The organism is Marinobacter panjinensis (genome assembly GCF_005298175.1).
Lineage (GTDB): Bacteria > Pseudomonadota > Gammaproteobacteria > Pseudomonadales > Oleiphilaceae > Marinobacter > Marinobacter panjinensis.
Map to the genome: position 1 here is coordinate 531,551 of NZ_SZYH01000002.1, position 23,989 is coordinate 555,539.

The window sequence follows — 23,989 nt, forward strand, 5'->3', positions numbered from 1 at the left end:
GCCGACTGACCCGGCACCGGCTGCAATGGTCACCAGTAGCGGAACCTCAATGCCTCATCTGGCCAGATCGCTCGCGATCCGAAGAATACGATGAAGCATTGGTGGTATCCCTATTGTTCATATGCAGGTTTGGTGGGGCTCCTTCCCATCAGGTGTTTCACTCTCTCCTCCAATACCTCAGCATTCGCCTGGTCCGCTGGCAGTGGGTCGTCGGCCAGCAACTCGATCCGCGACCAGAACCGCCTGGGAAAATGCCTCAGAGCCGGGCCGCCGCAGTGGCTGAAAAAGCTGCCCCAAAGCCCACTCAGCGCCATGGGAACAACGGGCACGGGGCTGCGCTCCAGGATAACGTCAACCCCGCTGCGGAAGGTACCCACTTCGCCATCGGTAGTCAGCCGGCCTTCGGGGAAGATGCAAACCACGTTGCCAGCCTCCAGCTCTTCATCAATGCGTTCGAAGGCGGCCTCATAGATCTCCGGTACGCGGTTACGGGAGCCGATGGGAATGGTTTTGGCGAGCCGGAACAGGGCACCCAGTAGCGGCGTTTTGAAGATCCGGTAATCCATAACGAAGCGGACCGGTCGCCTTACCGCGCCAGCGATGACCAGCGCGTCCATGTAGGTGACGTGGTTACAGACCAGCAGCACCGGGCCTTCCTCCGGAATTCGGTGCAGCCCTTCGTGGCGAACCCGGTAGATGGTGTGTGAGAGCACCCAGACGATAAACCGCAGGGCGAATTCCGGTACCTGCTGGTAGACAAACCCTGCCACCACCAGGTTCATGATCGACAGAACCAGGAAGAACTCAGGAACACTGAGGCCGATAACCCCCAGCATCAGGATGCCCATGATGGCACTGACCACCATGAACAGGGCGTTGAAGACGTTCAGGGCCGCAATCACACGGGCCCTCCGGTCCTCCGGGGTTTCCCGTTGTACGAAGGCGTAAAGCGGTACGATAAACAATCCGCCAAAAAAGCCGATGCCCAGCAGGTCAATGGCCACCTGCCTGTGCTGGCTGTCGCTGAGAATCATCCACCAGTCGGTCGGTACCGGGTTGGCGGGCATATTGAAGTAGAGGTCAAGCCCGAACAGGCTGATGCCCAGGGAACCTATGGGCACAATGCCCAGCTCGATCCGGTGGCCGGAAAGCCGTTCACAGGCTACGGACCCCAGTGCGATACCAATGGTGAAAACAGCCAGTAACAGAGTGACAACGGTTTCGTCGCCCATGAGGTCGGTCTGGGCAAAGCCGGGAAACTGGGTGAGGTAGGCGGCACCCAGGAACCAGAACCAGGAAATGGCCATAATGCACAGCAGCACCGAATGGTTTTCCGCTGCCAGTCGCATCAGGCGCCAGGTTTCCTGCAAGGGTCGAAGGCGTACCGTCATTTCCGGATGGGTGGCCCCGGTAACGGGCACCTGCCGTGCGGCGATATAGCCAATTACCGCCAGGGCCAGAACGCCGATTGCTGCAAGCTTCTCGGGCTGGCTGCTGGCCATCAGCAGGCCCGCAGTGATAGTGCCCACCAGAATCGCCACGAACGTTCCCATTTCCACCAGGGCGTTGCCGCCCACCAGTTCGTCTTCCCTGAGCACCTGGGGCAGGATGGCGTACTTGACCGGGCCAAAAAACGTGGACTGCACACCCATCAGGAAGAGCAGCAACAGTAGCGATTCGTACCATCCGGCCCAAAGCCCGGCGGCAGCCAATACCATGATGGCGATTTCTGCCAGTTTGACCCAGCGAATCACCCGGGATTTCTCGTACTTGTCTGCCAGCTGGCCGGCGATTCCGGAGAACAGGAAAAAGGGCAGGATGAACAGGAAAGCGGCCATATTCACCACCACATCAGTGGGCAGGCCCATAAGGCCACCGGTGGTGTAGGTGATCAGCAACAGCAGGCTGTTGCGAAACAGGTTGTCGTTAAATGCGCCAGAGAACTGCGTCAGGAAGAACGGCAGGAATCGTCGCTCGGAAAGTAGCCGGAACTGGCTGTGATCGTCCATGATTGGTGTCCATCATCGGCTTGTTGACCGGGAATATTCTGCCACAAATTGGTCAATGGAACAGGGCATTGGCTGTGAGGGAAGGCCCGCTGTGCCTGTTGCTTACAAAGATTTTCAGTATTTAACGATTGCGGTGAGCAGGTTTGTGAATTCCGTCGTAATCTAAGCCTAATTATTCTGAAGAATGCCAGCTCTATGAGTCATCCCGGGACCACGTCTGCCAGAGAGCCCTTCAGGGAGCGTCGCCCGCAATTCTGGCAGGTTGCCAAGCGCTGCTGTCAGATCGCGGCTTCGGTTGATGTGGCATTTTTCTTTCTTTTCCATCTTCTGGGCTCCCCCATCCTGGCCTGGGTCAATGTGGTCAGCGTTGCCATGTATGTGGTGGCTTACCGGGCGCTGGGGAGACAACAGAACGGCCTGGCCATCAGCCTGATCTGGGCGGAAGTCATTATCCACGCCGGGCTTGGTATTGTCCTCATCGGCTGGGAGGGTGGGTTTCATTATTACCTGTTGATGTTCATTCCCGCCCTGTTTGTCAGTATGCGATTGCGCGCAGCGGTGATTGCGTTGGCGGGGCTGTGGAGCTATTACGTCGCGCTTCACCTTTTGATGTGGTTTATTGAGCCCCTGCAACCCATTGCGCCTGGTGCCCTGCTTGGCGTTTACCTGTTCAATCTGAGTGTGGTGTTTGCCATGTTCAGTTATCTGTCTTTTTTCTACCTCACCATGGTGACCGCGGCAAACAGGAAGTTGCGGCGAATGGCGACTACGGACTCGTTAACGGGCCTCTTTAATCGCCGGCATATGACATATCTGGTAGAGAAAGAACTGGCCCGTTTCCAACGAAACGGTAATCCGGTGGCGTTTCTGGTGCTCGACATTGACCACTTCAAGGCGATCAATGATCAGTACGGCCACGAACTCGGCGACCGGGTGCTGGAAGATGTCGCCGGTATTATCAAGGCACAGTTGCGCACCCAGGACCTGATTGCCCGCTGGGGTGGGGAAGAGTTCCTGGCCGTACTTCCGGACACCAGAATACAGAGCGCCCAGGCCAGCGCAGAGCGGGTACGGGAAGCGCTTATGACCCACGACTGGCGAGCACCCAACGGGGAGCGCATCGATATTACGATCAGCGCTGGTGTCAGCGAGTTCCGCAGGGACGATGACCTGAATTCTGCCATCAGCAGGGCGGATCGCGCGTTGTATCGCAGTAAGGAGCGTGGCCGTAACCGGGTAGAGCTGGAGACGGTTTAGCCTGGCCAAGTGCCCGGCACCACGAAAATGCGCGATGCTTCCTGCCAGTAGCCGTCGACCGGTGATGGTTCCAGCACGGCAAACAGGCGGGGAATACCGGCTGAACGGACAACCCCCAGTGCCTCTTCGGTTTCCTGGTAGTCAGGGTCCTCCCTCTGACGCCAGGGGCCCAGCCAGTGTGGCTTGATCAGAGGAACCCATCGCTTTGAGTCATCTGCCATCTTGTCCAGTTCGTCTCTATAGAGCCAGTCACCTCTCAGGTGGTCTGCCGGCACATCAGTAGGTGGTGCCAGCGTTTGGTCCAATGGATAAAAAAGATAGCCAGGCATGAAGATCCGTGGCCGTGCCGGTGTCCTGATTCCCAGTGACTCGAGAAGGTTGCGGGCTTCGGGCCTTTCCGTCATCTGGCTCTGGTGGCTGATCAGCCGCTGAGTTTTGATATCCAGACGATCCTTTGCATTGGGTCCGTACCAGAGTGGTGTGTCCGGACCACCGTCACGATAGCCAAGGTAGAACTTCACGGCGATTTCATGATGTTCAATGGCGTTATCGGCAGGGTTGCGGACTACAAAATCCAGCTCGCCCAGGGTGATGCCGTTGTTTCTGACGGGCTGGTTTTTAAGCAGAATCTCCCAGCCGAGCAGGTCTTCCAATAGGCATTGGTACAACCGCTCAAAGTAATGGCCAAGGCGCCGGGCAGGTTGCTCGGTCAGCACGGCCGGACCTATATGGGGGGCGTTGTCCCAGGCCCTCAGCCGTTCCTCGAAATCTTCCGGCAGGTATTTTTCCGGAACAAATCCCATGGGAGAGCTGATAAGCTGGGGGGCATGACACATCCACGCCAGATGGCGCACGGCTGGAACCCGGTATTGAAGATGGGCTGTGGTTTCAGGGCGTTGGCTCATGGTGGCAGGATAACCCAAGAGGAGAAGCAATATGCAGTATCTTCACACAATGATCCGGGTGAGCAACCTGGATGAGACCCTGCACTTTTTCTGCGACTTGCTCGGCATGGTCGAAATCAACCGCAAGAGCAGCGAAAAAGGCCGCTTTACCCTGGTGTTTCTGGCAGCCGCGGACGATGAAGCGAGGGCCAGAGAGGACAAGGCCCCAATGATCGAACTCACCTACAACTGGGACCCGGAAGAATACACCGGTGGCCGCAATTTCGGGCACCTGGCCTATCGGGTGGATGATATCTACGGGTTGTGCAGTCACCTGCAGAGCAATGGTGTTACGATCAACCGGCCACCCCGCGACGGCCACATGGCGTTTATCCGGTCACCGGACGGCATATCCATCGAACTGCTCCAGAAAGGTGAAGCCCTGCCGCCGAAGGAACCCTGGGCAAGCATGGACAATACCGGCACATGGTAACGGTGGTGCCCAAAGTGAAACCGGTTTAATCGCCGCTGGCGGGACAACCCGGCGGCCTTTGGGGTAAAATTCGCGCAAATTCAAGACAAGGACGACCCATGCTTGCAGTGATTCTTTCTGGTGGTTCCGGTACCCGCTTATGGCCGCTTTCCCGTGAAGCCTATCCCAAGCAGTTTCTGCCGGTGGTGTCTGATGAAACCCTGTTGGCGGAAACCATTGACCGTGGGCTGGCTCTCGATGAAAAAGCCCGGGTAATGGCGATCACCAACGAGGAACATCGATTCGTTGTGGCCGCCCACTTGCAGGCCCAGGCGCCAGAGCGCACGGCCGGCATCATCCTGGAACCGGTTGGCCGGAACACCGCACCGGCAATCGCCCTGGCAGCCCTGGCGGCGGCCGAGGAGAATCCCGAGGAATTACTGCTGGTCATGCCATCGGATCACGTGCTGAAGAACCAGGCCGTCTTTCGCCAGGCCGTCAGCCAGGGCGCAGAAGCGGCCCGGGCGGGAAAACTGGTCACTTTCGGCATCGTGCCCAGCGCACCGCACACCGGTTACGGCTATATCAAGGCAGGCCAGGCCCACGAAGGCTTCAACGATGTCGCTGCCTTCGTGGAAAAGCCGGACGAACAAACAGCTCGCCGGTACCTGGAAGAGGGCGACTATTTCTGGAACAGCGGTATGTTCCTGTTCCGGGCCGACCGTTACCTGCAGGAGCTGGAAAGCCAGCAACCCGGGATGCTCAAAGCCTGCCGCGCTGCCTGGAAAGAGCGCAATGCCGACATGGATTTCACCCGGGTGGGAAGCGAGGCTTTCAAAACCTGCCCGGACGACTCGATTGACTACGCAGTGATGGAAAAAACCCGGGATGCCGTGGTGGTTCCTCTGGACGCCGGCTGGTCAGATGTCGGCTCCTGGTCTGCACTCTGGGACATCCAGCCCCACGATGAGAATAACAACGTGTGCCGTGGAGATGTCATCACCGAAGACGTTTCCGGTTCCTATATCCACTCTGAAGGCCGCCTGATTGCTGCGCTGGGCATCACCGATCATGTCATCGTTGAAACCGATGATGTGGTGCTGGTGGCAGACCGTAACCGGGTTCAGGATGTCAAAAAGCTGGTTGCCCAGGTCAAGGCCCAGGGTCGCCATGAACACCGGTTCCACAAGAAGGTACATCGTCCCTGGGGCACCTATGAGGGCATTGCCATGGGCGAGCGCTTCCAGGTCAAACGCATTACCGTCAAGCCCGGCGCGTCGCTGTCATTGCAGAAGCACCATCACCGTGCCGAGCACTGGGTTGTGGTCAAGGGAACGGCAACAGTCAATCGTGGTGACGATGTGTTGCTGCTGACCGAAGACCAGTCCACCTATATTCCGTTGGGCGTCACCCATCGGCTGACCAATCCGGGCGTGATTCCTCTGGAACTGATTGAAGTGCAGACCGGTAGCTACCTCGGTGAGGACGACATCGTACGTTTCGAGGACACCTACAACCGGGTCTGAACGGATCGGCATCAGGAAGATGCCATCGACGAACACAAGGAGAAGTGAATGGAAGACTGGCAAGGATGCCTGAGCCCCCTCTGTCAAACTGCACTGCAACGGGCACGGGACAACGTCGCCCAACGCGGTGGCTATGCCATCACCGTAGAGGATTTCCTGCTGTCGCTGCTGGATGGCGAGCCCATCATCTGCGATTTCCTCCGTGGTTGTGGCGTCGACCTTGATGAACTGACCCGCACCATCCAGTGTGAACAACCCATCGTCACCGAGGTGGGAGGCGAAGGCCTGCTGTCCTCGCAACTTATGTACTGGTTTTCGACTGCCCGTGAACTGAGCGATGCCCCCTGGCTGGATTGGCCAATGCTGTTATCGGTACTGACACGCAATGCCGAGCGGTTGCAGGAAAAAGCCTACGTTGCCGTGCTGGAACTGGTGAGCCGTTGGCCGGCAACCGATGAAAGCCTGTGCGAGGTTGACGATACAACCGTTCCCGGAGATGCACCGGTGGTCATCACCGACCTTGAATGGCTGGCGTTGGCTGAAGATGTGGCGATTACCCTGGCTTCGGTGCCCGGGGCCCTGGTGTGGGTCCGGGGCGCAAGGGGCAGTGGAAAAACCAGCTGGTTGCAGGCGTTGCTGCCATTTCTGGAGTCCGGATTTGTCAGGCTCGATCTTCGTAACGAGACGGAAGTGATGGCCAGCGACAGCCCGGCTCTGCCGGCCAATGGCCGAGATCGGCGAGGCTGTCCGGCTCTGATTCTGGACAACATTTCCCCGGATGACCTGGCTGCGATGATGTCATCGGACCATGGTCTGGCCAGAGGCCTGGTAACCGGCTACCCGGGCCCCGTCATCATGCTGGGACCGGACTCACCACGAGTTGGCGAAGCCTTTGAGCAGCTGGAGCGCTCCCTGGGACGGGATTTTGATGTTTTCGACATGCCTGTCACCAGCCCGGGGCAGAAAATGGCCATTCTCACCGCCCATCAGCCGGCCATCGAGCGGCACTGGAACATCGAATTATCCCCGGCACTTATCCATTATGCGGCGTCGAGCAGGAGCCGGCTGGTGGGTAGTCCGGGTGGTATGCTCCAGTGGGTTGAACGGGCTGCTGCCAGGCTGAAGCTGTTTGCCGATCGCGGCTCCGTTGAAAGCCTGGCATTGGCGGGAACAACGGATACGCTCAGGCGCCAGGCCCTGGTGGCAATGGCGCGACAGCAGCCGCTGGAAGGTCTGGAACGGTCCCTTGAAAGCGTTGCCATTGAGCGGGCAGCGGCGGAAGTGGCGTGGCATGAACGTGAGGCGGAGGGAACGCTTCGTACGTTGAAAGTGGAAGACCTTCGCCATGAACTGGAGCGTTGGGTTGCAGCCCGTCCCGGCCCGGTTCACTATGTTGTCCATTGTGACCAACCGGCGGGAGAAACAGAGGGTGCGGGATCTCGAGATCTATATTCGTGACCTGGAGTCATCAGCAGTATCGGACTGGCTAGCCAGCCATCTTGATGAAATTGAGCTTGCAGATGATTCGCTGGGTGACCGGGCAGTGAAGGGTGTGGCCCGGTACAGGGGAAATAGCGTGCGGGTCAGTCTGTATCCGGGGGCTGGCGGCAAGCGGTATACGTCAGTGATTCTGGAAGGGGAGGACCTTCCCTGGGCGTCGGACCTGGATTGTGCCCGCAGTGCATGGCGAGCCATGGACACCGAGATACGTTGCAGCCCTGGTGACTGGAAGGAAGGGGAGCCAGTAGAGGACGAGCGCTGGTGGCGGCTGGACCAGCGGGGCGAACAGCTGGCGGTCTGGAACTGATGAAACAAAAAAAGGGGTAGCCAATGGCTACCCCTTTTTCAATGCATAGAGCCTTCGAAAATCAGTCGTCGCTCAGGATAGACACGTTGTCTGCCTGAAGGCCCTTGTCCGCTTCCACCACACTGAACCGGACCAACTGGCCCTGGCGCAGAACCCGGCGGCCGCGGCCACGAATCGCACGGAAGTGCACGAAAACCTCATCGCCGCTGTCGCGAACGATAAAACCAAAGCCTTTCTTGACGTTGAACCACTTCACGGTACCCTCTTCGTCGCCTTCGGGGGTCGTGTCGTCGAAATCATCATCCTCGTCGTCGTATTCAGGCTGGGCTTGCTTGCGTGGTGCGGCTTGACGCGGTGCTGCACTGGCGCGGGAGGTTTGCTGTTTTACGGCTGACGGCTTTTTGGCGGCCAGGGCCACTGTCAGGAATCCCGCCAGGCCGAAAAGAACAACAGCAATAATATAGGCTGCAATGCCCTGAGGGCTGCCCAATACAAACGTGGTACTGGTTGCATCCTCGCTAGTGCCGGTCTGTGACAGAATCTGGAAGAGTTCCGGGGTGAAAGTCACCAACAGAAAGCCGAGGATAAACGGTGACGGAATGGCGACCAGGAGAGCAAGAACGATCGCTTTTGCTGGGTTTTGCATGGACTGAAGTTTCTCCATTAATCAAACGCTAACGATAAAGAACCGGATATCGGGTAAAATCGGGTCTCCGGTCGGTGAAAACCGCCAGGATTTTGTGAGGCATCAAAAATGCCTTGGAAATCCCCCGGCGGGCAAAAGCGGCATGATACCAGATAACAGGGAGCGCTGACCAAGCGGCATGAACACATGAGCGATAAAGATCTACAAGCCAGGCTGGACGAGCTGGAAACGCGGCTGGCATTCCAGGACGACGTCATCCATACCCTGAGCGAGCAGGTAGCCCGTCAGGAACTGGACATCCGGGAACTCTGGGAAGCGAAGAAGCAACTGAATACACAGCTGAAAGAAGTGTCGTCCTCAAATATCAGAACGGAAGAGGACGAAACGCCCCCTCCCCATTACTGATTTGCCCATTACTGATCTGATCAGGCAAGCAGCTCTACAAGAACCTGCTCGTAGATCTCTGACAACGTATCCAGGTCCGCCGCCTTCACGCACTCATTCACCTTGTGGATGGTGGCGTTGATGGGGCCGAGCTCCAGAACCTGCGCACCCGTCGGTGCGATAAAGCGCCCGTCCGAGGTGCCGCCGGAGGTGGACAGCTCGGTTTCCCGGCCGGTGACGGTACGGATGGCATTTTGCGCCGCCGACACCAGTGCGCCCCGGTCCGTGAGGAACGGGCGGCCACTCAGGTGCCATTGCAGGTCGTAGGTCAGTTGGTGGCGGTCCAGTACCGCAACCACCCGCTCTTCCAGGCTTTCAGCCGTGTTTTCCGTGCAATAGCGGAAATTGAAGTGCACCAGGCATTCACCGGGGATGATGTTGCTGCCGGTACCGGCCTCGATTTTGGTGATCTGGAAGGTGGTGGGCGGAAAGAAGTCATTGCCGTTATCCCAGAATTCGTTCGCCAGGGCATCCAGCGCCGGGGCCACGGTATGCACCGGGTTCTCCGCCAGATGCGGGTAGGCCACGTGGCCCTGGGTGCCGTGCACCGTCAGGTAGCCATGGAGCGAACCCCGGCGGCCGTTCTTGATGACATCCCCCACCTCACGGGTGCTGGATGGCTCACCAATCAGACACCAGTCGATCTTCTCGTTCCTGGCCTCCAGGGTTTGAACCACTTTTACGGTGCCGTCCTGCGCGGGGCCTTCCTCGTCGCTGGTGATCAGCAGGGCGATAGAGCCCCGATGGTCCGGATACTTGTCCACGAAACGCTCGCAGGCAGTCACAAACGCCGCCAGGCTGCCTTTCATATCTGCAGCGCCCCGCCCATGGAGGTAACCATCGTCAATCACCGCATCGAACGGCGGATGGCGCCAGTTCTTCTCCGGGCCAGTGGGGACAACGTCCGTGTGGCCGGCAAAGGCCAGCAGCGGGCCCTCCGAACCCTTGCGGGCCCAGAGGTTATCGGTCTCACCGAAGCGCAGGGCCTCTCCCTTGAAGCCGAGAGCAGAAAGCCGCGACATCATCAGCTCCTGGCAGCCGGCGTCGTCCGGAGTAACGGACGGCCGACGGATCAGGTCAATGGCGAGGTCAAGAGTGGGGGAATTAGTTGTTTGCATGCAGCTCTTCGTTCAGCTCAATGGCGGTCTTGTTGGTTTTGCATTCAACCGCGCCGGTCTGGCTGTTACGGCGGAACAGCAGGTCCGGCTTGTTGGCCAGGTCCCGTGCCTTGATCACCTCAACCAGATCGTTGTTGTCATCCAGCAGGGCCACCTTGGTGCCGGCGGTGATGTACAGACCGGCTTCCACCTTGCAGCGGTCTCCCAGCGGGATGCCAATACCGGCGTTGGCGCCGATCAGGCAGTTTTCACCAACGGAAATGATGATGTTGCCGCCACCGGATAGGGTGCCCATGGTGGAGCAGCCGCCGCCCAGGTCGGAGCCCTTGCCGATCATTACGCCGGCAGAGATGCGGCCTTCAATCATGCTGGTGCCTTCGGTGCCGGCATTGAAGTTGATAAAGCCTTCGTGCATTACCGTGGTGCCTTCGCCCACATAGGCGCCGAGGCGAACACGGGCAGTGTCGGCGATGCGTACGCCCTTCGGCACCACGTAGTCGGTCATCTGCGGGAACTTGTCCACGGACTTCACTTCCAGGGTGCGGCCTTCAATCCGCGCATTGAGCTGGCGGTCCGGCAGTTCGTTCAGGTCAATGGCACCCTCGCTGGTCCACGCCAGGTTAGGCAGCAAGCCGAAGATGCCGTCCAGCTTCAGTTCGTGGGGCCTGGCCTGGCGGCTGGAGATCAGGTGCAGCTTGAGATAGACCTCCGGAGTGCTGGAGGCAGTGTCGTCGGTTTCCAGCAGGGTAACCACAACCGGGCGGCGGCTGTCAGCGGCTTTGCCCGCCAGGGTTGACTGCTCCATCTGGCCAAGCTGGCGCAGGCCGTCCGAGAGTGACTTCAACTGCTCTGGTGTTACCGATACCGCCTGGTTGCCGCCGTGGTATTCAAGTACGTTCTGAACCACTTCGATGAGACCGTTATCGGGGGTGATGACCGGCTGCTGGTAAAACACTTCCAGCCACTCGCCCTTTTTGTTCTGGGTGCCGATACCAATTCCGAATGCAAAACTCATTGATGTGCTCCTGGTTCTCAGTGTTTGAATCGTTCGGCCCATTCACCGGCGCTAAAGCCGACGCTGACTGTGTTGCCGTGCTCAACCACGGGCCGCTTGATGATGGACGGGTTGTCGAGCATCAGGCGATGGGCGGATTGGGCGCCAATATTATCACGAACCTCATCCGGAAGTTTGCGCCAGGTGGTGCCGCGGCGGTTCAGCAGCACTTCCCAGCCGGCTGACTGCTCCCATTGGCTGAGCCGGTCAGCATCCAGGCCATCCTTCTTGAAGTCATGGAATTCGTAACCGATACCAGCGTCATCCAGCCATTTGCGGGCTTTTTTGACAGTGTCGCAGTTCCTGATGCCGTAGAGCTTCATGCCTTGTTCGCCTTAACAAATGTCACAATGCGTCTTGCGGCTTCGACGCATTCCTCGATTGGGGCCACCAGGGCCATGCGTACCCGGTTCTCACCCGGATTATGATCATCCACCGTGCGGGACAGGTAACGGCCCGGCAGTACATGCACATTCTGCTGTGCCGACAGTTCCCGGGCGAAGATTTCGTCGTCCATCGGAGTGCGCGGCCAGAGGTAGAAGCCGGCATCGGGGAAGTCCACGTCCATTACTTCCCGCAGGATGGGTACCACTGCCTCGAATTTGGTGCGGTAGGCGGCCCGGTTTTCCCGCACATGGTCTTCATCGTTCCAGGCGGCAATGCTCGCCAGCTGGTTGTGGATGGGCATGGCACAGCCGTGGTAGGTGCGGTACTTGAGGTAGCCCTTCAGGATCTCCGCATCGCCGGCCACGAAACCGGAGCGCAGTCCCGGCAGGTTGCTGCGCTTGGACAGGCTGTGGAACACAATGCAGCGGGCAAAATCATTGCGGCCGATGGCGGCGCAGGTCTGTAGCAGCCCTTCCGGCGGCCGGCTTTCATCGGGGTAAAGCTCGGAGTAGCACTCGTCGGACGCGACGATAAAATCATGCCTGTCTGCCAGCTCGATCACTCGAGTCAGAGTTGCCCGGGGAATGACCGAGCCACTGGGGTTGCCCGGCGAGCAGAGGAACAGAACCTGGCAGTCTCTCCATACCGAATCCGGCACTTTGTCGAAGTCCGGTATGAAATTGTTGCCGGCATCGCAGGCCAAATAATGGGGCGTTGCCCCGGCAAGGAACGCGGCGCCTTCGTAGACCTGATAGAACGGATTCGGGCTGACCACGGTGGCGGGCCGGGTCGAATCCACCACCGACTGAACCAGCGAGAAAATGCCCTCCCGGGTGCCATTGACCGGAACGATGTGGTGCTCCGGCGTCAGCGTTCCCGGTGTCAGTTCAAAGCGCCGGGTGGCCCAGCGTGCAATGGCCTGGCGCAGTTCGTCGGTGCCTTTGGTGGTGGGGTAATTGGCAAGCTTGTCCAGGTTATCCGCAATCACCTGTTTCACGAATTCCGGGGAGGGATGCTTGGGCTCGCCGATCCCTAATGAAATCGGGCTCAGGTCTTGCGGAACACGGATGCCGGCCTTCAGTTTTGTCAGCTTCTCGAAGGGGTAGGGGTGTAATCTGTCCAGATCCGGGTTCATTGGGTGTCGTCCAGCATTTGGCAAAGATCCTGCTGCAGAGCCTGGCAGGCAGCAGGATCACTGATCTGCTCGCCATGCTCGTCGGTTACAAAAAATACGTCTTCTACCCGCTCGCCAAGGGTGGCTATCTTGGCGTTGGTCAGCCGCACGCGATGCTCCAGCAGCACCTGCCCGACCCGTGCCAGCAAGCCCGGGCGATCCGGGGTGACCACTTCCACCACCGTGCGCTGGTTGACGGTGTCGCTGGAGAAGGTCACCTCGGTGGGGAAGGCAAAGTGCTTGAGCTGCCTGGGGGTGCGTCGGTGGATGATATCCGGGTAATCCTCAGGGTCATCCAGTTCCTCGATCAGGCGCCTGCGTACACGGTCCTTCCGGGCCGGGTCGATACCCAGCGGCTTGCCTTTCTCGTCCAGCACAATGTAGGAGCTGATGGAGAAGGGGCCTTCGCTGGAACTGATGCGGGCATCCACGATGTTCAGATTCAGTTGCTCCAGCACCGCAGTGGTGGCGGCAAACAGATCGATGCGATCGCTCATGTAGATGATGATCTGGGAGTAGCCGTCCGTGGGCCCGCCGCGGGTATCGCGGATCAGTACCAGCGGGTCCGGGTCGTCGCCGTGGCGGATAATGGCGGCGGTTTGCCAGGCGATATCCACCGTGGAATCCTGCAGGAAGTAGTCTTCGTCCAGGGTGTCCCAGATGTTGTCGATCTGCTCGTCGGTCATATTCTGGGCGTGGAGAATTTCCCGCGCTTCGGATTGGGTGGCCCGCACCCACTCCTGACGGTCTACCGGTGTTTCCGAGCCGCGCCGCAGTGCCCGTTTGGTCTCGATATAAAGCTGACGCAGCAGCGACGCTCGCCAGGTATTCCAGAGTTTCGGGTTGGTGGCGCTGATGTCGCACACCGTCAACACATAGAGGTAGTCCAGGTGAATCTGGCTGGGCACCGACTGTGCAAAGCCGTGAATGATATCAGGGTCGGAGATGTCCTTGCGCTGGGCCGTCATGGACATCAGCAGGTGATTTTCCACCAGCCAGGAGGCCAGCTGGGTGTCCCGCTCACTGAGATGATGGCGTTGACAGAAGTCTTCCACGTCGATGGCGCCCAACTCTGAATGGTCGCCGCCCCGGCCCTTGGCCACGTCGTGGTAGAGGCCGGCGATATACAGTGTTTCCAGCTTCGGCAACCGGTGAATAAGCCGGGACGCCAGGGGGTAATCATTGCGTGCTTCGGTACTGTCCAGCCGCACCATGTTCCGAATCACCCGCATGGTGTGGGCGTCGACTGTGTAGATGTGGAACAGGTCGTGCTGCATCTGGCCGATGATCTGGCCAAATTCCGGTAGGTAACGGCCAAGCACGTTGTATTTCTTCATCGCAGACAGAGTCTGGTCGAGAGCGTGCGGGGTGCGCAGTAGTTCCATGAACAGGGAAGTAACCGCCAGGTCCGAGCGGAAGGCGTCGTCAATCAGGTGCCGGTGTGCCCGCAGGGAACGGATCGTGGTGGCCCTGATGCCCTTGATCTCCGGGTGCTGGGCCATCAGCACGAAGATTTCCATAATGGCATAGGGGGCGTAGGCGAAAACCTGGTTGTTAACCGCCTCAATATAGTAATTGCGGATCTGGAAGCGTTTGTTCAGGGGCAGTATGTCGTCGTCACTGCCTGAACCCAGAATGGCCTCGTCGTAGTACTGCAGGATCACATCCGCCAGCTCGGCCAGCGCCAATACCGTGCGGTAATAGGACTGCATCATCAGCTCAACACCAAGCCGTTTGCCTTCATCCCGGTAACCCAGCATCTCGGCAAGGGCGCGTTGATGATCAAACAGCAGGCGGTTTTCATTGCGGTCGGCGATCAGTTGCAGGCCATATCGCAGACGCCACAGGAAGGTTTCGCCCTGAAGCAGAATCTGGTGTTCTTCCTCGGTCAGTATGCTGAAGCGGGTCAGATCGGCGATGTTCTGCAGGCCGAAGTGCCGCTTGGTAATCCAGCCGATGGTCTGTATATCCCGCAGGGCCCCGGGAGAGCCTTTCACGTTTGGCTCCAGGTTGTACTCCGTGTCCCCGTACTTCGCGTGCCGGCGTTTCTGCTCTTCCCGTTTGGCGATGAAATAGTCGCGGTCGGAACTGATGGCGTCGGAATACACCTGTTGGCTGAGTTCGTTGCGCAGTTCATCCGGCCCGGCAATGGTGCGGGTTTCCAGCAGGTTGGTCAGGATGGTGACATCTTCCCGGGCGGCGCTCAGGCTCTCTTCGATGCTGCGAACGCTGTGGCCAATGTCCAGCTTCAGATCCCACAGCAGGGTCACGAAGGCGCCCAGATCTTCCTGCCAGCCCTCTTCTATACCGTTGCGGGTCAATATCAGCAGATCGATATCAGAATGGGGGTGGAGCTCGCCCCGACCATAGCCGCCGACGGCGATCAGGGAAATGTCCGGGGAGGAGGCAAAGGCATAACGGTTCCAGATCAAAGCCAACACCGTGTCCAGAGTGCCGGATCTGGAATGCACCAGAGCACGAACGTCAGCTCCCTGCCGGAACGCTTCCGCATCTGCGTTGTAGCGTTCCTTCAGTAGCTCCCGGGCTGCCCGCACGGGCGAGGCATCATTGCTGATACTGGCTTCAAGTTCGCTGAAGTCCACCTAGAACGACTCTTCCGTACGTTTGGTCAGTACCTCGTGGCCGTCTGCGGTGACCAGTATGGTGTGCTCCCATTGCGCCGAGAGTTTGTGATCCTTGGTGACCACCGTCCAGCCATCCGGTAACAGCTTGGTGTGGTACTTGCCCTGATTGATCATCGGTTCGATAGTAAAGGTCATGCCTTCCTGCAGCTCCATACCGGTTCCCGGCTTACCGTAGTGCATTACTTGAGGGTCTTCATGGAAGACCTGGCCAATGCCGTGGCCGCAGTAGTCCCGCACCACGGAATACCGATGTTTTTCGGCATGCTGCTGGATAACGTGGCCGATGTCCCCGAGCCGGGTGCCCGGTTTCACCAGTTCAATACCTTTATATAGGCATTCCTGGGTAATCTGGATCAGGCGCTCGGTGCCCGGCTTGGGCTTGCCGACAATAAACATCTTGCTGGTGTCGCCGTGCCAGCCATCCTTGATGACGGTGACATCAATATTGAGGATGTCGCCTTCCTTTAAAACCTTCTTTTCGGAAGGGATGCCATGGCAGACCACATGGTTCACCGAAGTGCACACTGATTTCGGGAAACCCTTGTAGTTCAGCGGTGCAGGAATGGTCTTCTGCTCGTTCACCATGTAGTCGTGGCAGATGGTGTCCAGTTCCTCGGTGGTTACGCCGGGCTTGACGTGTTCGCCAATCATCTCGAGAACGTCGGCAGCCAGGCGGCCGGCGACGCGCATCTTTTCGATTTCTTCCGGAGTCTTGATCGATACCTGCATTGGGTTTCCCGTTGATTTGGATCAAACAGGCATTTTAAGGGGGAGTGTGGCCCGGTACAAGGAAGAGGCGGTCGCAGACCTATTACCCGAGCCACAAATTAATGGAATCAGGCGGCCGATTTATGGTATAAACGCGCCCGCTGGAAACAAATCCGGCAAATTCGCACACACGTCGGCACGTTGTCCCAGGGTGCCTGCTTCTGTTGCTCACATAAAAAAGCAGCGGGTTCAGGTTGGGTCAATCGGACGTGTGGAGGACTAACCCGAAGCTAAAAAGGTAAATATCATGGCTCAGGTAAATATGCGTGACCTGCTGAAGGCAGGCGCTCACTTCGGTCACCAGACCCGTTACTGGAACCCGAAAATGTCGAAGTTCATCTTCGGCGCCCGTAACAAGATTCACATCATCAACCTTGAACAGACTGTTCCTGCGATGAACGATGCGTTGAACTTCGTTCATAACCTCGCAAACAGCAAGAACAAGATCCTGTTCGTTGGCACCAAGCGTGCAGCGGCCAAGATCATCAAGGAAGAAGCACTGCGCTCCAACCAGCCTTACGTGAACCATCGCTGGCTCGGCGGCATGCTGACCAACTACAAGACCATCCGCCAGTCGATCCGTCGCTACCGCGACCTGGAAGCACAGAGCCAGGACGGTACCTTCGACAAGCTGACCAAGAAAGAAGCCCTTGATCGCACCCGCGAAATGGACCGTCTTGAGCGCTCCATCGGCGGCATCAAGGACATGGGCGGCCTGCCGGACGCCTTGTTCGTTATCGACGTGGACCACGAGCGTATCGCCATCAAGGAAGCCAACAAGCTGGGCATTCCTGTTATTGGTGTTGTTGATACCAACAGCGACCCGGACGGCGTTGATTACGTGATCCCGGGTAACGACGATGCCATCCGCGCGATCCAGATTTACGTGCAGGCCGTTGCTGATACCTGCCTTGAAGCATCCCAGGCAGGTGCTGCCGGCGCTGACGAGTTTGTAGAAGTCAGCGAAGGCGCGGAAGGTGCTGCTCCCGCCGCGGAGTAATACCTTCTTCGCAAATGGGTTTTAGGGTGTGCCCGTGGCTTACCGCCGGGCACACCGGTACAGAATTTGGATTGGAACAGTTAAGAGGAATGAACATGGCTGCAATTACTGCCGCAATGGTCAAAGAGCTCCGTGAGCGCACGGGCCTTGGCATGATGGAGTGCAAGAAAGCACTGGTAGAGGCTGAAGGAAGCGTTGATGCTGCAATTGAAGAGCTGCGCAAGTCTTCCGGCCTGAAGGCTGCCAAGAAAGCGGGCCGTACCGCCGCTGAAGGTGTTTCCCTGATTAAAGTGTCTGACGACAACACTGTCGCCTACATCCTGGAAGTGAACTCCGAAACTGACTTCGTTGCCCGTGATGACAACTTCATGAACTTCGCCAACGACGTTCTGAATGTTGCTTTCGAAAACGGCAAAACCGACGTTGCCGAACTGATGGAAGGCGATCTGGAAGCCAAGCGTGAAGCGCTGGTTCAGAAGATTGGCGAGAACATCACCGTTCGTCGCATCGTGCGGGTGGAAGGCCCGGTTGTGGGCGCTTACGTACACAGCACCAACAAGATTGCCGCTGTTGTGGCTCTCACCGCTGGTGACCCGGAAGTTGCACGGGACGTTGCCATGCACGTTGCCGCTGTTAACCCCCGGGTTGGCAAGCCGGAAGACATGCCGGCCGACGAGCTCGAGAAAGAAAAGGCCGTCATCAAGGCCCAGCCGGACATGGAAGGCAAGCCTGCCGAAATCGTCGAGAAGATGATGGGCGGCCGCATCAAGAAGTTCCTGGCGGAAAACAGCCTGGTCGAGCAACCGTTCGTCAAGAATCCTGACCAGACCGTCGGTCAGCTGATCAAGGAAAACGGAGCCGATCTGGCCAGCTTTGTCCGTCTGGAAGTTGGCGAAGGTATTGAGAGGGAAGAAGTGGACTTCGCTGCCGAGGTCGCTGCTGCAGCGGGCACCGGTAAGTCCTGATCCTTCTGACAGGTGCTGAAGCATGCGCTGACGCACCGTTCGAGTCTGCCACGTTGGCTGGAGTAGTCCGGCTCTCGTGGCGGGCTTGTATCTGAGATACCCCTTTTTTCGAGGAGTATGTCAAATACAAGCCTGACAAGCTTGTCCTGCCAGACATCAAGCCAGACACACAGAAGGGGATCCTCATGCCGAAGTCGTCCAATACCCAGCCCAGATACAAACGTGTTTTGCTCAAGCTCAGTGGCGAAGCCCTGGTGGGCGACCATGGTTTTGGTATTGACCCCAAAGTGCTTGATCGTATGGCGCTGGATATTGGCTCCCTGATTGGTATTGGTGTCCAGGTAGGCCTGGTGATCGGTGGTGGTAACCTGTTCCGTGGTGCTGCTCTGAACGCGGCCGGCATGGACAGGGTGACAGGCGATCACATGGGAATGCTGGCAACCGTGATGAACGGGCTGGCCATGCGCGATGCCCTTGAGCGCTCCAACATTCGTACCCGGGTTATGTCTGCCATCCCCATGAGTGGTATTGTTGAACATTACGACCGCCGCCGCGCCGTACGCGATCTGAAAGACGGCGACGTGGTGATCTTCTGTGCGGGTACGGGAAATCCGTTTTTTACAACCGATTCAGCGGCTTGTCTGCGCGGCATCGAGATTGAAGCTGATGCGGTGCTAAAAGCCACCAAGGTTGATGGTGTTTACTCCGCGGATCCCTACAAAGACTCGACCGCGGAAAAATACGAGCACCTCACTTACGATGAAGTGCTGGACAAGAAACTGGGCGTGATGGATCTGACCGCCATCTGCCTTGCCCGGGACCATGGCATGCCCCTTCGGGTCTTCGATATGAACCGGGCTGGCGCGCTGACCCGGATTGTAACCGGGGAATCTGAAGGCACATTGATTGAGTAATTTTGAACAACGAATCCGAGGATGCTGCAGTGATTGACGATATTAAAGCTGATGCCGAAAAGAAAATGAAGAAAAGCCTTGAGTCCCTGAACTCGGCTTTCAACAAGATCCGTACCGGTCGTGCCCACCCCTCCATTCTGGACAGCGTAATGGTTGATTACTACGGCCAGGAGACACCGCTGAAGCAGGTTTGTAGCGTGAACGTGGAAGACAACCGTACTTTGTCAGTTTCGCCCTGGGAAAAGCCGCTGCTGCCGAAGATCGAGAAAGCGATCATGATGTCGGATCTGGGCCTCAACCCGTCGAACAACGGTGAAGTCATTCGTATTCCCATGCCGATGCTGACCGAAGAAACCCGTAAGGAAATGGTCAAGCAGGCCAGGGCAGATGCGGAACATGGCAAGGTTTCCGTCCGCAACGCGCGTCGGGATGCCAACAGCACGCTGAAAGAACTGCTGAAAGAAAAGGAAATCAACGAAGACGAAGAGCGCCACGGTGAGGAGGAAATCCAGAAATTGACCGACCGCTATATCGCCGATATCGAGAAGCAGCTAAAGGCCAAGGAAGAGGACCTGATGGCTGTCTGAGCAGCTGGTCAATTTCAGCAACATGATCAGCCAGCATCGGCACCGTTGCCGGGTGCTGGCTGGACAGGGGATTGCATGACGGAAAGTGTATCCGCAGAGATTCCGGTAGCGGCTGGCAGCCAGCCCCGGCATGTGGCCATTATCATGGATGGAAACAACCGCTGGGCCAAAGCCCGGCGGTTGAAGGGCGTTGCCGGCCATAAGGCCGGTGTTAAGGCCGTCAGGTCAGTGGTGGAAACCTGTGCCCGGGAAGGGGTGGAGGTATTGACACTTTTCGCGTTCTCCAGTGAGAACTGGCGCCGCCCCGAGGACGAAGTGTCGGCGCTGATGCGTCTGTTCCTGTTTGCCCTGGAGCGGGAAGTGAAAAAGCTCCATCGCAATGATATCTGCCTGCGCATTATCGGCGACCGCTCGGCCTTCAGTGCGAACCTTCAGGAACACATGAACCGTGCCGAAGAGCTCACCCGTGACAATACCCGGATGACTCTGGTCATAGCCGCAAACTACGGTGGCCACTGGGATATCACCCAGGCCAGCCGCAAAGTGGCCGAGAAGGTCCGCAAGGGTGAACTGGCGCCTTCGGATATCACCGACAACCTGATACAGCAGCACCTCTCCATTGGCGATTTGCCCATGCCCGACCTGATGATCAGGACGGCAGGTGAGCAGCGCATCAGCAATTTCATGCTCTGGCACCTGGCTTACACCGAGTTGTACTTTTCTCCTGTTTACTGGCCGGATTTCCGTGAACAGGAAATGAGCCAGGCGCTACAGGCGTATGCGGGCCGGAAACGCCGGTTTGGTCAGACTGACGACCAGATCGCCAGAGTGTCATCGGAACAATAACGACAAAATAGCGAACGATACCGTGCTTAAAACCCGTATTATTACTGCGCTTATACTGGCGCCTATTGCCATCGGCGGCATTTTCTTCCTGCCACCCCTGGGCTTCGCCCTGTTTACCGGTGCCATCATCACGATTGGCGCCTGGGAGTGGGCCAATATGTCCGGCATAGTGGCGCCTGCGGCCCGTGTAGCCTATGCCCTGGTGGTTGCTGCGGTTCTCTATGGTCTGCTGAATGTACCGGCCGTGGCCGTTCTCTGGCTGGCGCTGTTCTGGTGGGTTCTGTGTTTTGTGCTGGTGCGCGGCTATCCGGCCGGTTCCGAGCGTTGGGGCAGTGTGCCGGCCCGGGCCATCATGGGGCTTCTGGTACTGGTTCCCGCCTGGGTCGGGCTCAACCATATCCGCACCGGCGGCTTCCAGTTTGGTGACAGCACCAACAGTCTGCTGGTGATTCTCTACGTTTTCTGTGTGGTGTGGGTAGCGGATATTGGTGCCTACTTCTCTGGCCGTGCATTCGGCAAGGCCAAGCTTGCGCCACGTGTCAGCCCTGGCAAGTCCTGGGCCGGCGTATGGGGTGGCCTGGTGGCAGTTGCCGTGTTCGCGGTCATTATCAGCACGCTGGCCTCGGCAACGGCGGCCCAGTCTGGTCTGCTGGTTATCGCCAGCCTGGTGACCGGTGCGGTTTCAGTGCTGGGCGACTTGCTTGAGAGCATGCTCAAACGTTTCCGCGGCATCAAGGACAGCAGTCAGCTGTTGCCGGGCCACGGTGGCATCATGGACAGAATCGACAGTCTGACGGCAGCCATTCCTGTATTCGCGCTTCTTATTACGCTGCTTGGTTGGCTGACCACGGGGCAATGGTGACCTCTGTGAAGCGATCCATAACGATACTGGGTGCAACAGGCTCCATAGGCCTGAATACGCTGGACGTCGTCCGCCGGCATCCGGATCGTTTTTCGGTGCATGCGCTGACCGCCAGTACCAGTGTCGAGAGCATGGCGGAACTGTGCCATGAATTTCGCCCCCGCTATGCGGTGATGGCGGATCAGCAAGCTGCCCGGGCATTAAGCGAAGTACTTTCCGACCTGCCATCGGTCACCGTTCTCAGTGGTAAGGAAGCGCTGGGCCAGGTGGCGGCAGATGCCGAAGCCGATACCGTCATGGCCGCCATTGTTGGCGCGGCCGGCCTGCCACCCACATTGGCGGCTGTGCGGGCTGGCAAGCGTGTATTGCTGGCCAACAAGGAAGCGCTGGTGATGTCCGGCAAGCTGTTCATGGACGCGGTCGCTGCCTCCGGGGCGGAAGTGCTGCCAATCGACAGCGAGCACAATGCGATTTTTCAGTGCATGCCCCCCGACAAGATCCGCAATACCGGCGGCGCAGGCATCACCCGCATTCTGCTGACGGCATCGGGTGGCCCTTTCCGTACCCATTCCGCCGAGGCGCTGCGTCATGTGTCGCCGGCAGAGGCCTGTGCGCATCCCAACTGGTCGATGGGCCAGAAAATCTCGGTGGATTCGGCAACACTGATGAATAAAGGGCTGGAATTGATCGAAGCCTGCTGGCTGTTCAATACCACGCCGGAAATGATCGAAGTGCATGTGCACCCGGAAAGCATCATTCACTCCATGGTTGAATACGCCGATGGCTCCGTGCTTGCCCAGCTCGGCAGCCCCGACATGCGCACGCCGATTGCCAACGGCCTGGCCTGGCCTGAGCGAATCGACGCCGGGGTGGCACCGCTGGACCTTTTCCGTATCGGGCAGTTCAATTTCGAAAGGCCCGACCTTGAGCGCTTCCCCTGCCTGCGGCTTGCTGCCGAGGCGTTTCAGCAGGGTGGAACCGCGCCAGCGGTACTGAATGCGGCGAATGAAGAGGCGGTGGCAGCGTTTCTTGCTGGTAAACTGGGTTTTGCCGACATTCCCTCTATCATTGAGCAGACCCTGGCGGCCACCGAGGTTGTGCCGGCCGACAGTTTCGATACCATCTTTGCCAAGGATACCGAAGCCCGCGCCCTGGCCCGGGAACAGATCCTGAGGCGGGCTGTCTGATTCAGGCGGGCCTGGCGGGCGGGCTGATCAAACTCAACAGAGAACACTATGCAGATAGTTGAAACCATACTGGCGCTGGTACTGACGCTGGGCATTCTGGTAACCCTTCATGAGTTCGGTCACTTCTGGGTGGCGCGGCGCTGTGGGGTAAAGGTGCTGCGTTTTTCGGTGGGTTTTGGCAAGCCATTATTCTCCTGGTACGACCGGCAGGGTACCGAGTTTGCGGTTGCTGCCATTCCGCTTGGTGGTTATGTAAAGATGCTGGACGAGCGGGAAGGGCCGGTACCTGAGGACGAGAAGCATCTGGCCTTCAACTCCAAACCGCCGTCAAAACGCATTGCCATTGCAGCGGCCGGCCCAGTGGCGAACTTCCTGTTTGCCATTTTTGCGTACTGGCTGCTCAGCGTAGTGGGTTTCACCACCGTCGCGCCCATCATCGGAGAGGTCAACGAGGGCAGCGTTGCTGACCGCGTGGGGCTCGCCTCTGGTATGGAGATCCACGAGGTTGACGGGCACCGGGTAACGTCCTGGCGTGACGTGAACATGCGCCTGCTTGAGCGTACCGGCGAGTTCGGTGAAATAACCATTGATGTCTCCCGCGACGGAAGCCGGGGCACGCTGACAGGGTCCCTGGACGGATGGCGCCTCAATGACGAGAACCCTAACCCTTTGGGTGAATTCGGCGTCACGCCCTGGCGGCCGGATGTACCGCCTGTCCTGGGACAGATTGTCACTGGAGGAAGGGCTGAAGCTGCGGGCCTGAAGTCCGGCGACCGGGTGGTTGCTGTGGATGGAGAACCGGTGTCTGACTGGTTCGAACTGGTCTCGTTTATTCGGGAAGCCCCCGAAACACCACTGGAGCTAACGGTTGAGCGCGACGGTCGCACCCAGCAGATTGTGGTAACACCTGCAGAAAACAAGGCAGACGACGGCACGGTTACCGGGCTTGTGGGGGCCGGCGTCAGTGAAGTGACATGGCCCGATGAAGTGCTGCGGGATGTCAGCTACGGGCCCCTGGCCGCGATCCCCAACGCCGTGTCCGAAACCTGGGGTGACACCCGGCTGACCCTGGTTGCCATCAAAAAAATGGTGACCGGGCTGCTGTCTCCCTCTAACCTTAGTGGCCCGATTACCATTGCAAGGATAGCCGAAGCCAGTGTAAGTTCCGGCTTTGAAGATTTTGTACGTTTTCTTGCCTACCTCAGTGTCAGCCTCGGGGTGCTGAATCTGTTGCCAGTACCGGTTCTGGATGGTGGGCATATTGTCTATTACACCATCGAAGCCATCCGTAAAAAGCCGCTTTCCGAACAGGCACAGGCTTTCGGGTTACGTATTGGTATGGCAATGATCCTCACATTAATGGTGTTTGCACTTTACAACGACCTGATGCGGTTGTGAGAATTGCGAACTCCTTACGCGCATCAACAGGCGAAATTA

Annotated in this window: 23 protein-coding genes; 14 read left to right on the plus strand and 9 right to left on the minus strand. The window is 58.2% G+C overall.

All coding sequences use genetic code 11. From position 1 onward, the window contains the following. Positions 1–110 precede the first annotated feature (110 nt). Positions 111–2,009, minus strand: a complete 1,899-nt coding sequence (locus tag FDP08_RS18735; RefSeq protein ID WP_137437794.1) for an MFS transporter — start codon at positions 2,007–2,009, stop codon at positions 111–113. Between the two features lie 195 nt (positions 2,010–2,204). On the opposite strand from FDP08_RS18735, the gene FDP08_RS18740 reads away from it, so the two are divergent. Further along, positions 2,205–3,266, plus strand: a complete 1,062-nt coding sequence (locus FDP08_RS18740) for a GGDEF domain-containing protein (protein ID WP_137437795.1) — start codon at positions 2,205–2,207, stop codon at positions 3,264–3,266. On the opposite strand, the gene FDP08_RS18745 is transcribed toward FDP08_RS18740, so the two are convergent. Next, on the minus strand, positions 3,263–4,171 hold the full coding sequence (locus FDP08_RS18745; protein WP_137437796.1) for a DUF1853 family protein: 909 nt from the start codon (positions 4,169–4,171) through the stop codon (positions 3,263–3,265). The two genes, FDP08_RS18740 and FDP08_RS18745, sit on opposite strands and share 4 nt — an antisense overlap. 31 nt (positions 4,172–4,202) lie before the next feature. Between FDP08_RS18745 and FDP08_RS18750 the strand changes: the two genes are divergently transcribed. From FDP08_RS18750 to FDP08_RS18765, 4 genes are all read left to right on the plus strand, one after another. Next, positions 4,203–4,643 (plus strand): VOC family protein, encoded by a 441-nt coding sequence (locus tag FDP08_RS18750; protein WP_137437797.1) that lies wholly within the window; start codon positions 4,203–4,205, stop codon positions 4,641–4,643. A gap of 98 nt (positions 4,644–4,741) precedes the next feature. Beyond that, positions 4,742–6,148 carry a mannose-1-phosphate guanylyltransferase/mannose-6-phosphate isomerase gene (locus FDP08_RS18755; protein WP_137437798.1) on the plus strand — a complete coding sequence of 469 codons (1,407 nt, stop codon included), beginning with the start codon at positions 4,742–4,744 and terminating at the stop codon, positions 6,146–6,148. A gap of 48 nt (positions 6,149–6,196) precedes the next feature. Next, entirely contained in the window at positions 6,197–7,606 is a 1,410-nt protein-coding gene (locus FDP08_RS18760) for a Clp protease N-terminal domain-containing protein (protein WP_137437799.1), read from the plus strand. Beyond that, positions 7,578–7,955: a hypothetical protein gene (locus FDP08_RS18765; protein WP_137437800.1), complete on the plus strand. Its 378-nt coding sequence runs from the start codon at positions 7,578–7,580 to the stop codon at positions 7,953–7,955. The genes FDP08_RS18760 and FDP08_RS18765 overlap by 29 nt, the downstream gene beginning before the upstream one ends. A 61-nt stretch (positions 7,956–8,016) precedes the next feature. On the opposite strand, the gene FDP08_RS20610 is transcribed toward FDP08_RS18765, so the two are convergent. Next, positions 8,017–8,601 (minus strand): cold-shock protein, encoded by a 585-nt coding sequence (locus FDP08_RS20610; RefSeq protein ID WP_137437801.1) that lies wholly within the window; start codon positions 8,599–8,601, stop codon positions 8,017–8,019. A 186-nt stretch (positions 8,602–8,787) separates the two neighbouring features. On the opposite strand from FDP08_RS20610, the gene FDP08_RS18775 reads away from it, so the two are divergent. After that, a complete protein-coding gene (locus FDP08_RS18775; protein ID WP_137437802.1) occupies positions 8,788–9,006 on the plus strand; it encodes a SlyX family protein in 219 nt (72 codons plus the stop codon). A 20-nt stretch (positions 9,007–9,026) separates the two neighbouring features. Here the strand turns inward: FDP08_RS18775 and dapE are convergent, their stop codons facing one another. From dapE to map, 6 genes are read right to left on the minus strand one after another with little or no spacing between them, the layout of a single operon-like run. Next, positions 9,027–10,163 carry a succinyl-diaminopimelate desuccinylase gene (gene dapE, locus FDP08_RS18780; RefSeq protein WP_137437803.1) on the minus strand — a complete coding sequence of 379 codons (1,137 nt, stop codon included), beginning with the start codon at positions 10,161–10,163 and terminating at the stop codon, positions 9,027–9,029. Continuing rightward, positions 10,150–11,178: a 2,3,4,5-tetrahydropyridine-2,6-dicarboxylate N-succinyltransferase gene (gene dapD, locus FDP08_RS18785; RefSeq protein ID WP_137437804.1), complete on the minus strand. Its 1,029-nt coding sequence runs from the start codon at positions 11,176–11,178 to the stop codon at positions 10,150–10,152. Before dapD ends, dapE begins: the two co-directional genes overlap by 14 nt. 17 nt (positions 11,179–11,195) lie before the next feature. Then, complete coding sequence (locus FDP08_RS18790; RefSeq protein WP_137437805.1) at positions 11,196–11,540, minus strand: ArsC family reductase; 345 nt, start codon at positions 11,538–11,540, stop codon at positions 11,196–11,198. After that, on the minus strand, positions 11,537–12,739 hold the full coding sequence (gene dapC / locus FDP08_RS18795) for a succinyldiaminopimelate transaminase (RefSeq protein ID WP_137437806.1): 1,203 nt from the start codon (positions 12,737–12,739) through the stop codon (positions 11,537–11,539). The genes FDP08_RS18790 and dapC overlap by 4 nt, the downstream gene beginning before the upstream one ends. Further along, positions 12,736–15,381, minus strand: coding sequence for a [protein-PII] uridylyltransferase (locus tag FDP08_RS18800; protein ID WP_137437807.1), 2,646 nt, complete (start codon positions 15,379–15,381; stop codon positions 12,736–12,738). Before FDP08_RS18800 ends, dapC begins: the two co-directional genes overlap by 4 nt. Then, complete coding sequence (gene map / locus FDP08_RS18805; protein WP_137437808.1) at positions 15,382–16,152, minus strand: type I methionyl aminopeptidase; 771 nt, start codon at positions 16,150–16,152, stop codon at positions 15,382–15,384. 286 nt (positions 16,153–16,438) lie between these two features. Between map and rpsB the strand changes: the two genes are divergently transcribed. The 8 genes from rpsB (at position 16,439) to rseP (ending at position 23,950) form a co-directional block, all read left to right on the plus strand. Further along, positions 16,439–17,191 (plus strand): 30S ribosomal protein S2, encoded by a 753-nt coding sequence (rpsB, locus tag FDP08_RS18810; protein ID WP_137437809.1) that lies wholly within the window; start codon positions 16,439–16,441, stop codon positions 17,189–17,191. Between the two features lie 95 nt (positions 17,192–17,286). Further along, positions 17,287–18,156, plus strand: a complete 870-nt coding sequence (gene tsf, locus FDP08_RS18815) for a translation elongation factor Ts (RefSeq protein ID WP_137437810.1) — start codon at positions 17,287–17,289, stop codon at positions 18,154–18,156. A 185-nt stretch (positions 18,157–18,341) separates the two neighbouring features. Further along, entirely contained in the window at positions 18,342–19,070 is a 729-nt protein-coding gene (gene pyrH, locus FDP08_RS18820; protein ID WP_137437811.1) for a UMP kinase, read from the plus strand. A 29-nt stretch (positions 19,071–19,099) separates the two neighbouring features. Beyond that, complete coding sequence (gene frr, locus FDP08_RS18825) at positions 19,100–19,657, plus strand: ribosome recycling factor (protein WP_137437812.1); 558 nt, start codon at positions 19,100–19,102, stop codon at positions 19,655–19,657. A gap of 75 nt (positions 19,658–19,732) precedes the next feature. Next, entirely contained in the window at positions 19,733–20,503 is a 771-nt protein-coding gene (uppS, locus tag FDP08_RS18830) for a polyprenyl diphosphate synthase (protein WP_137437813.1), read from the plus strand. Positions 20,504–20,525: 22 nt separating this feature from the next. Then, positions 20,526–21,365, plus strand: a complete 840-nt coding sequence (locus tag FDP08_RS18835) for a phosphatidate cytidylyltransferase (protein WP_137437814.1) — start codon at positions 20,526–20,528, stop codon at positions 21,363–21,365. Continuing rightward, positions 21,359–22,552, plus strand: coding sequence for a 1-deoxy-D-xylulose-5-phosphate reductoisomerase (gene ispC / locus FDP08_RS18840; protein ID WP_137437815.1), 1,194 nt, complete (start codon positions 21,359–21,361; stop codon positions 22,550–22,552). The genes FDP08_RS18835 and ispC overlap by 7 nt, the downstream gene beginning before the upstream one ends. 48 nt (positions 22,553–22,600) lie before the next feature. Then, positions 22,601–23,950 carry an RIP metalloprotease RseP gene (rseP, locus tag FDP08_RS18845; RefSeq protein WP_137437816.1) on the plus strand — a complete coding sequence of 450 codons (1,350 nt, stop codon included), beginning with the start codon at positions 22,601–22,603 and terminating at the stop codon, positions 23,948–23,950. The last annotated feature ends 39 nt before the right edge of the window (positions 23,951–23,989 follow it).

Coding starts and splice junctions, on each gene's coding strand:
- tsf (WP_137437810.1), top strand. CDS start 17,287: ATGGCTGCAATTACTGCCGCAATGGTCAAAGAGCTCCGTGAGCGCACG.
- FDP08_RS18790 (WP_137437805.1), bottom strand. CDS start 11,540: ATGAAGCTCTACGGCATCAGGAACTGCGACACTGTCAAAAAAGCCCGC.
- FDP08_RS18735 (WP_137437794.1), bottom strand. CDS start 2,009: ATGGACGATCACAGCCAGTTCCGGCTACTTTCCGAGCGACGATTCCTG.
- dapE (WP_137437803.1), bottom strand. CDS start 10,163: ATGCAAACAACTAATTCCCCCACTCTTGACCTCGCCATTGACCTGATC.
- dapD (WP_137437804.1), bottom strand. CDS start 11,178: ATGAGTTTTGCATTCGGAATTGGTATCGGCACCCAGAACAAAAAGGGC.
- FDP08_RS18740 (WP_137437795.1), top strand. CDS start 2,205: ATGAGTCATCCCGGGACCACGTCTGCCAGAGAGCCCTTCAGGGAGCGT.
- FDP08_RS20610 (WP_137437801.1), bottom strand. CDS start 8,601: ATGCAAAACCCAGCAAAAGCGATCGTTCTTGCTCTCCTGGTCGCCATT.
- FDP08_RS18750 (WP_137437797.1), top strand. CDS start 4,203: ATGCAGTATCTTCACACAATGATCCGGGTGAGCAACCTGGATGAGACC.
- FDP08_RS18745 (WP_137437796.1), bottom strand. CDS start 4,171: ATGAGCCAACGCCCTGAAACCACAGCCCATCTTCAATACCGGGTTCCA.
- FDP08_RS18760 (WP_137437799.1), top strand. CDS start 6,197: ATGGAAGACTGGCAAGGATGCCTGAGCCCCCTCTGTCAAACTGCACTG.
- ispC (WP_137437815.1), top strand. CDS start 21,359: ATGGTGACCTCTGTGAAGCGATCCATAACGATACTGGGTGCAACAGGC.
- rseP (WP_137437816.1), top strand. CDS start 22,601: ATGCAGATAGTTGAAACCATACTGGCGCTGGTACTGACGCTGGGCATT.
- FDP08_RS18775 (WP_137437802.1), top strand. CDS start 8,788: ATGAGCGATAAAGATCTACAAGCCAGGCTGGACGAGCTGGAAACGCGG.
- pyrH (WP_137437811.1), top strand. CDS start 18,342: ATGCCGAAGTCGTCCAATACCCAGCCCAGATACAAACGTGTTTTGCTC.
- FDP08_RS18755 (WP_137437798.1), top strand. CDS start 4,742: ATGCTTGCAGTGATTCTTTCTGGTGGTTCCGGTACCCGCTTATGGCCG.
- rpsB (WP_137437809.1), top strand. CDS start 16,439: ATGGCTCAGGTAAATATGCGTGACCTGCTGAAGGCAGGCGCTCACTTC.
- uppS (WP_137437813.1), top strand. CDS start 19,733: ATGACGGAAAGTGTATCCGCAGAGATTCCGGTAGCGGCTGGCAGCCAG.
- map (WP_137437808.1), bottom strand. CDS start 16,152: ATGCAGGTATCGATCAAGACTCCGGAAGAAATCGAAAAGATGCGCGTC.
- dapC (WP_137437806.1), bottom strand. CDS start 12,739: ATGAACCCGGATCTGGACAGATTACACCCCTACCCCTTCGAGAAGCTG.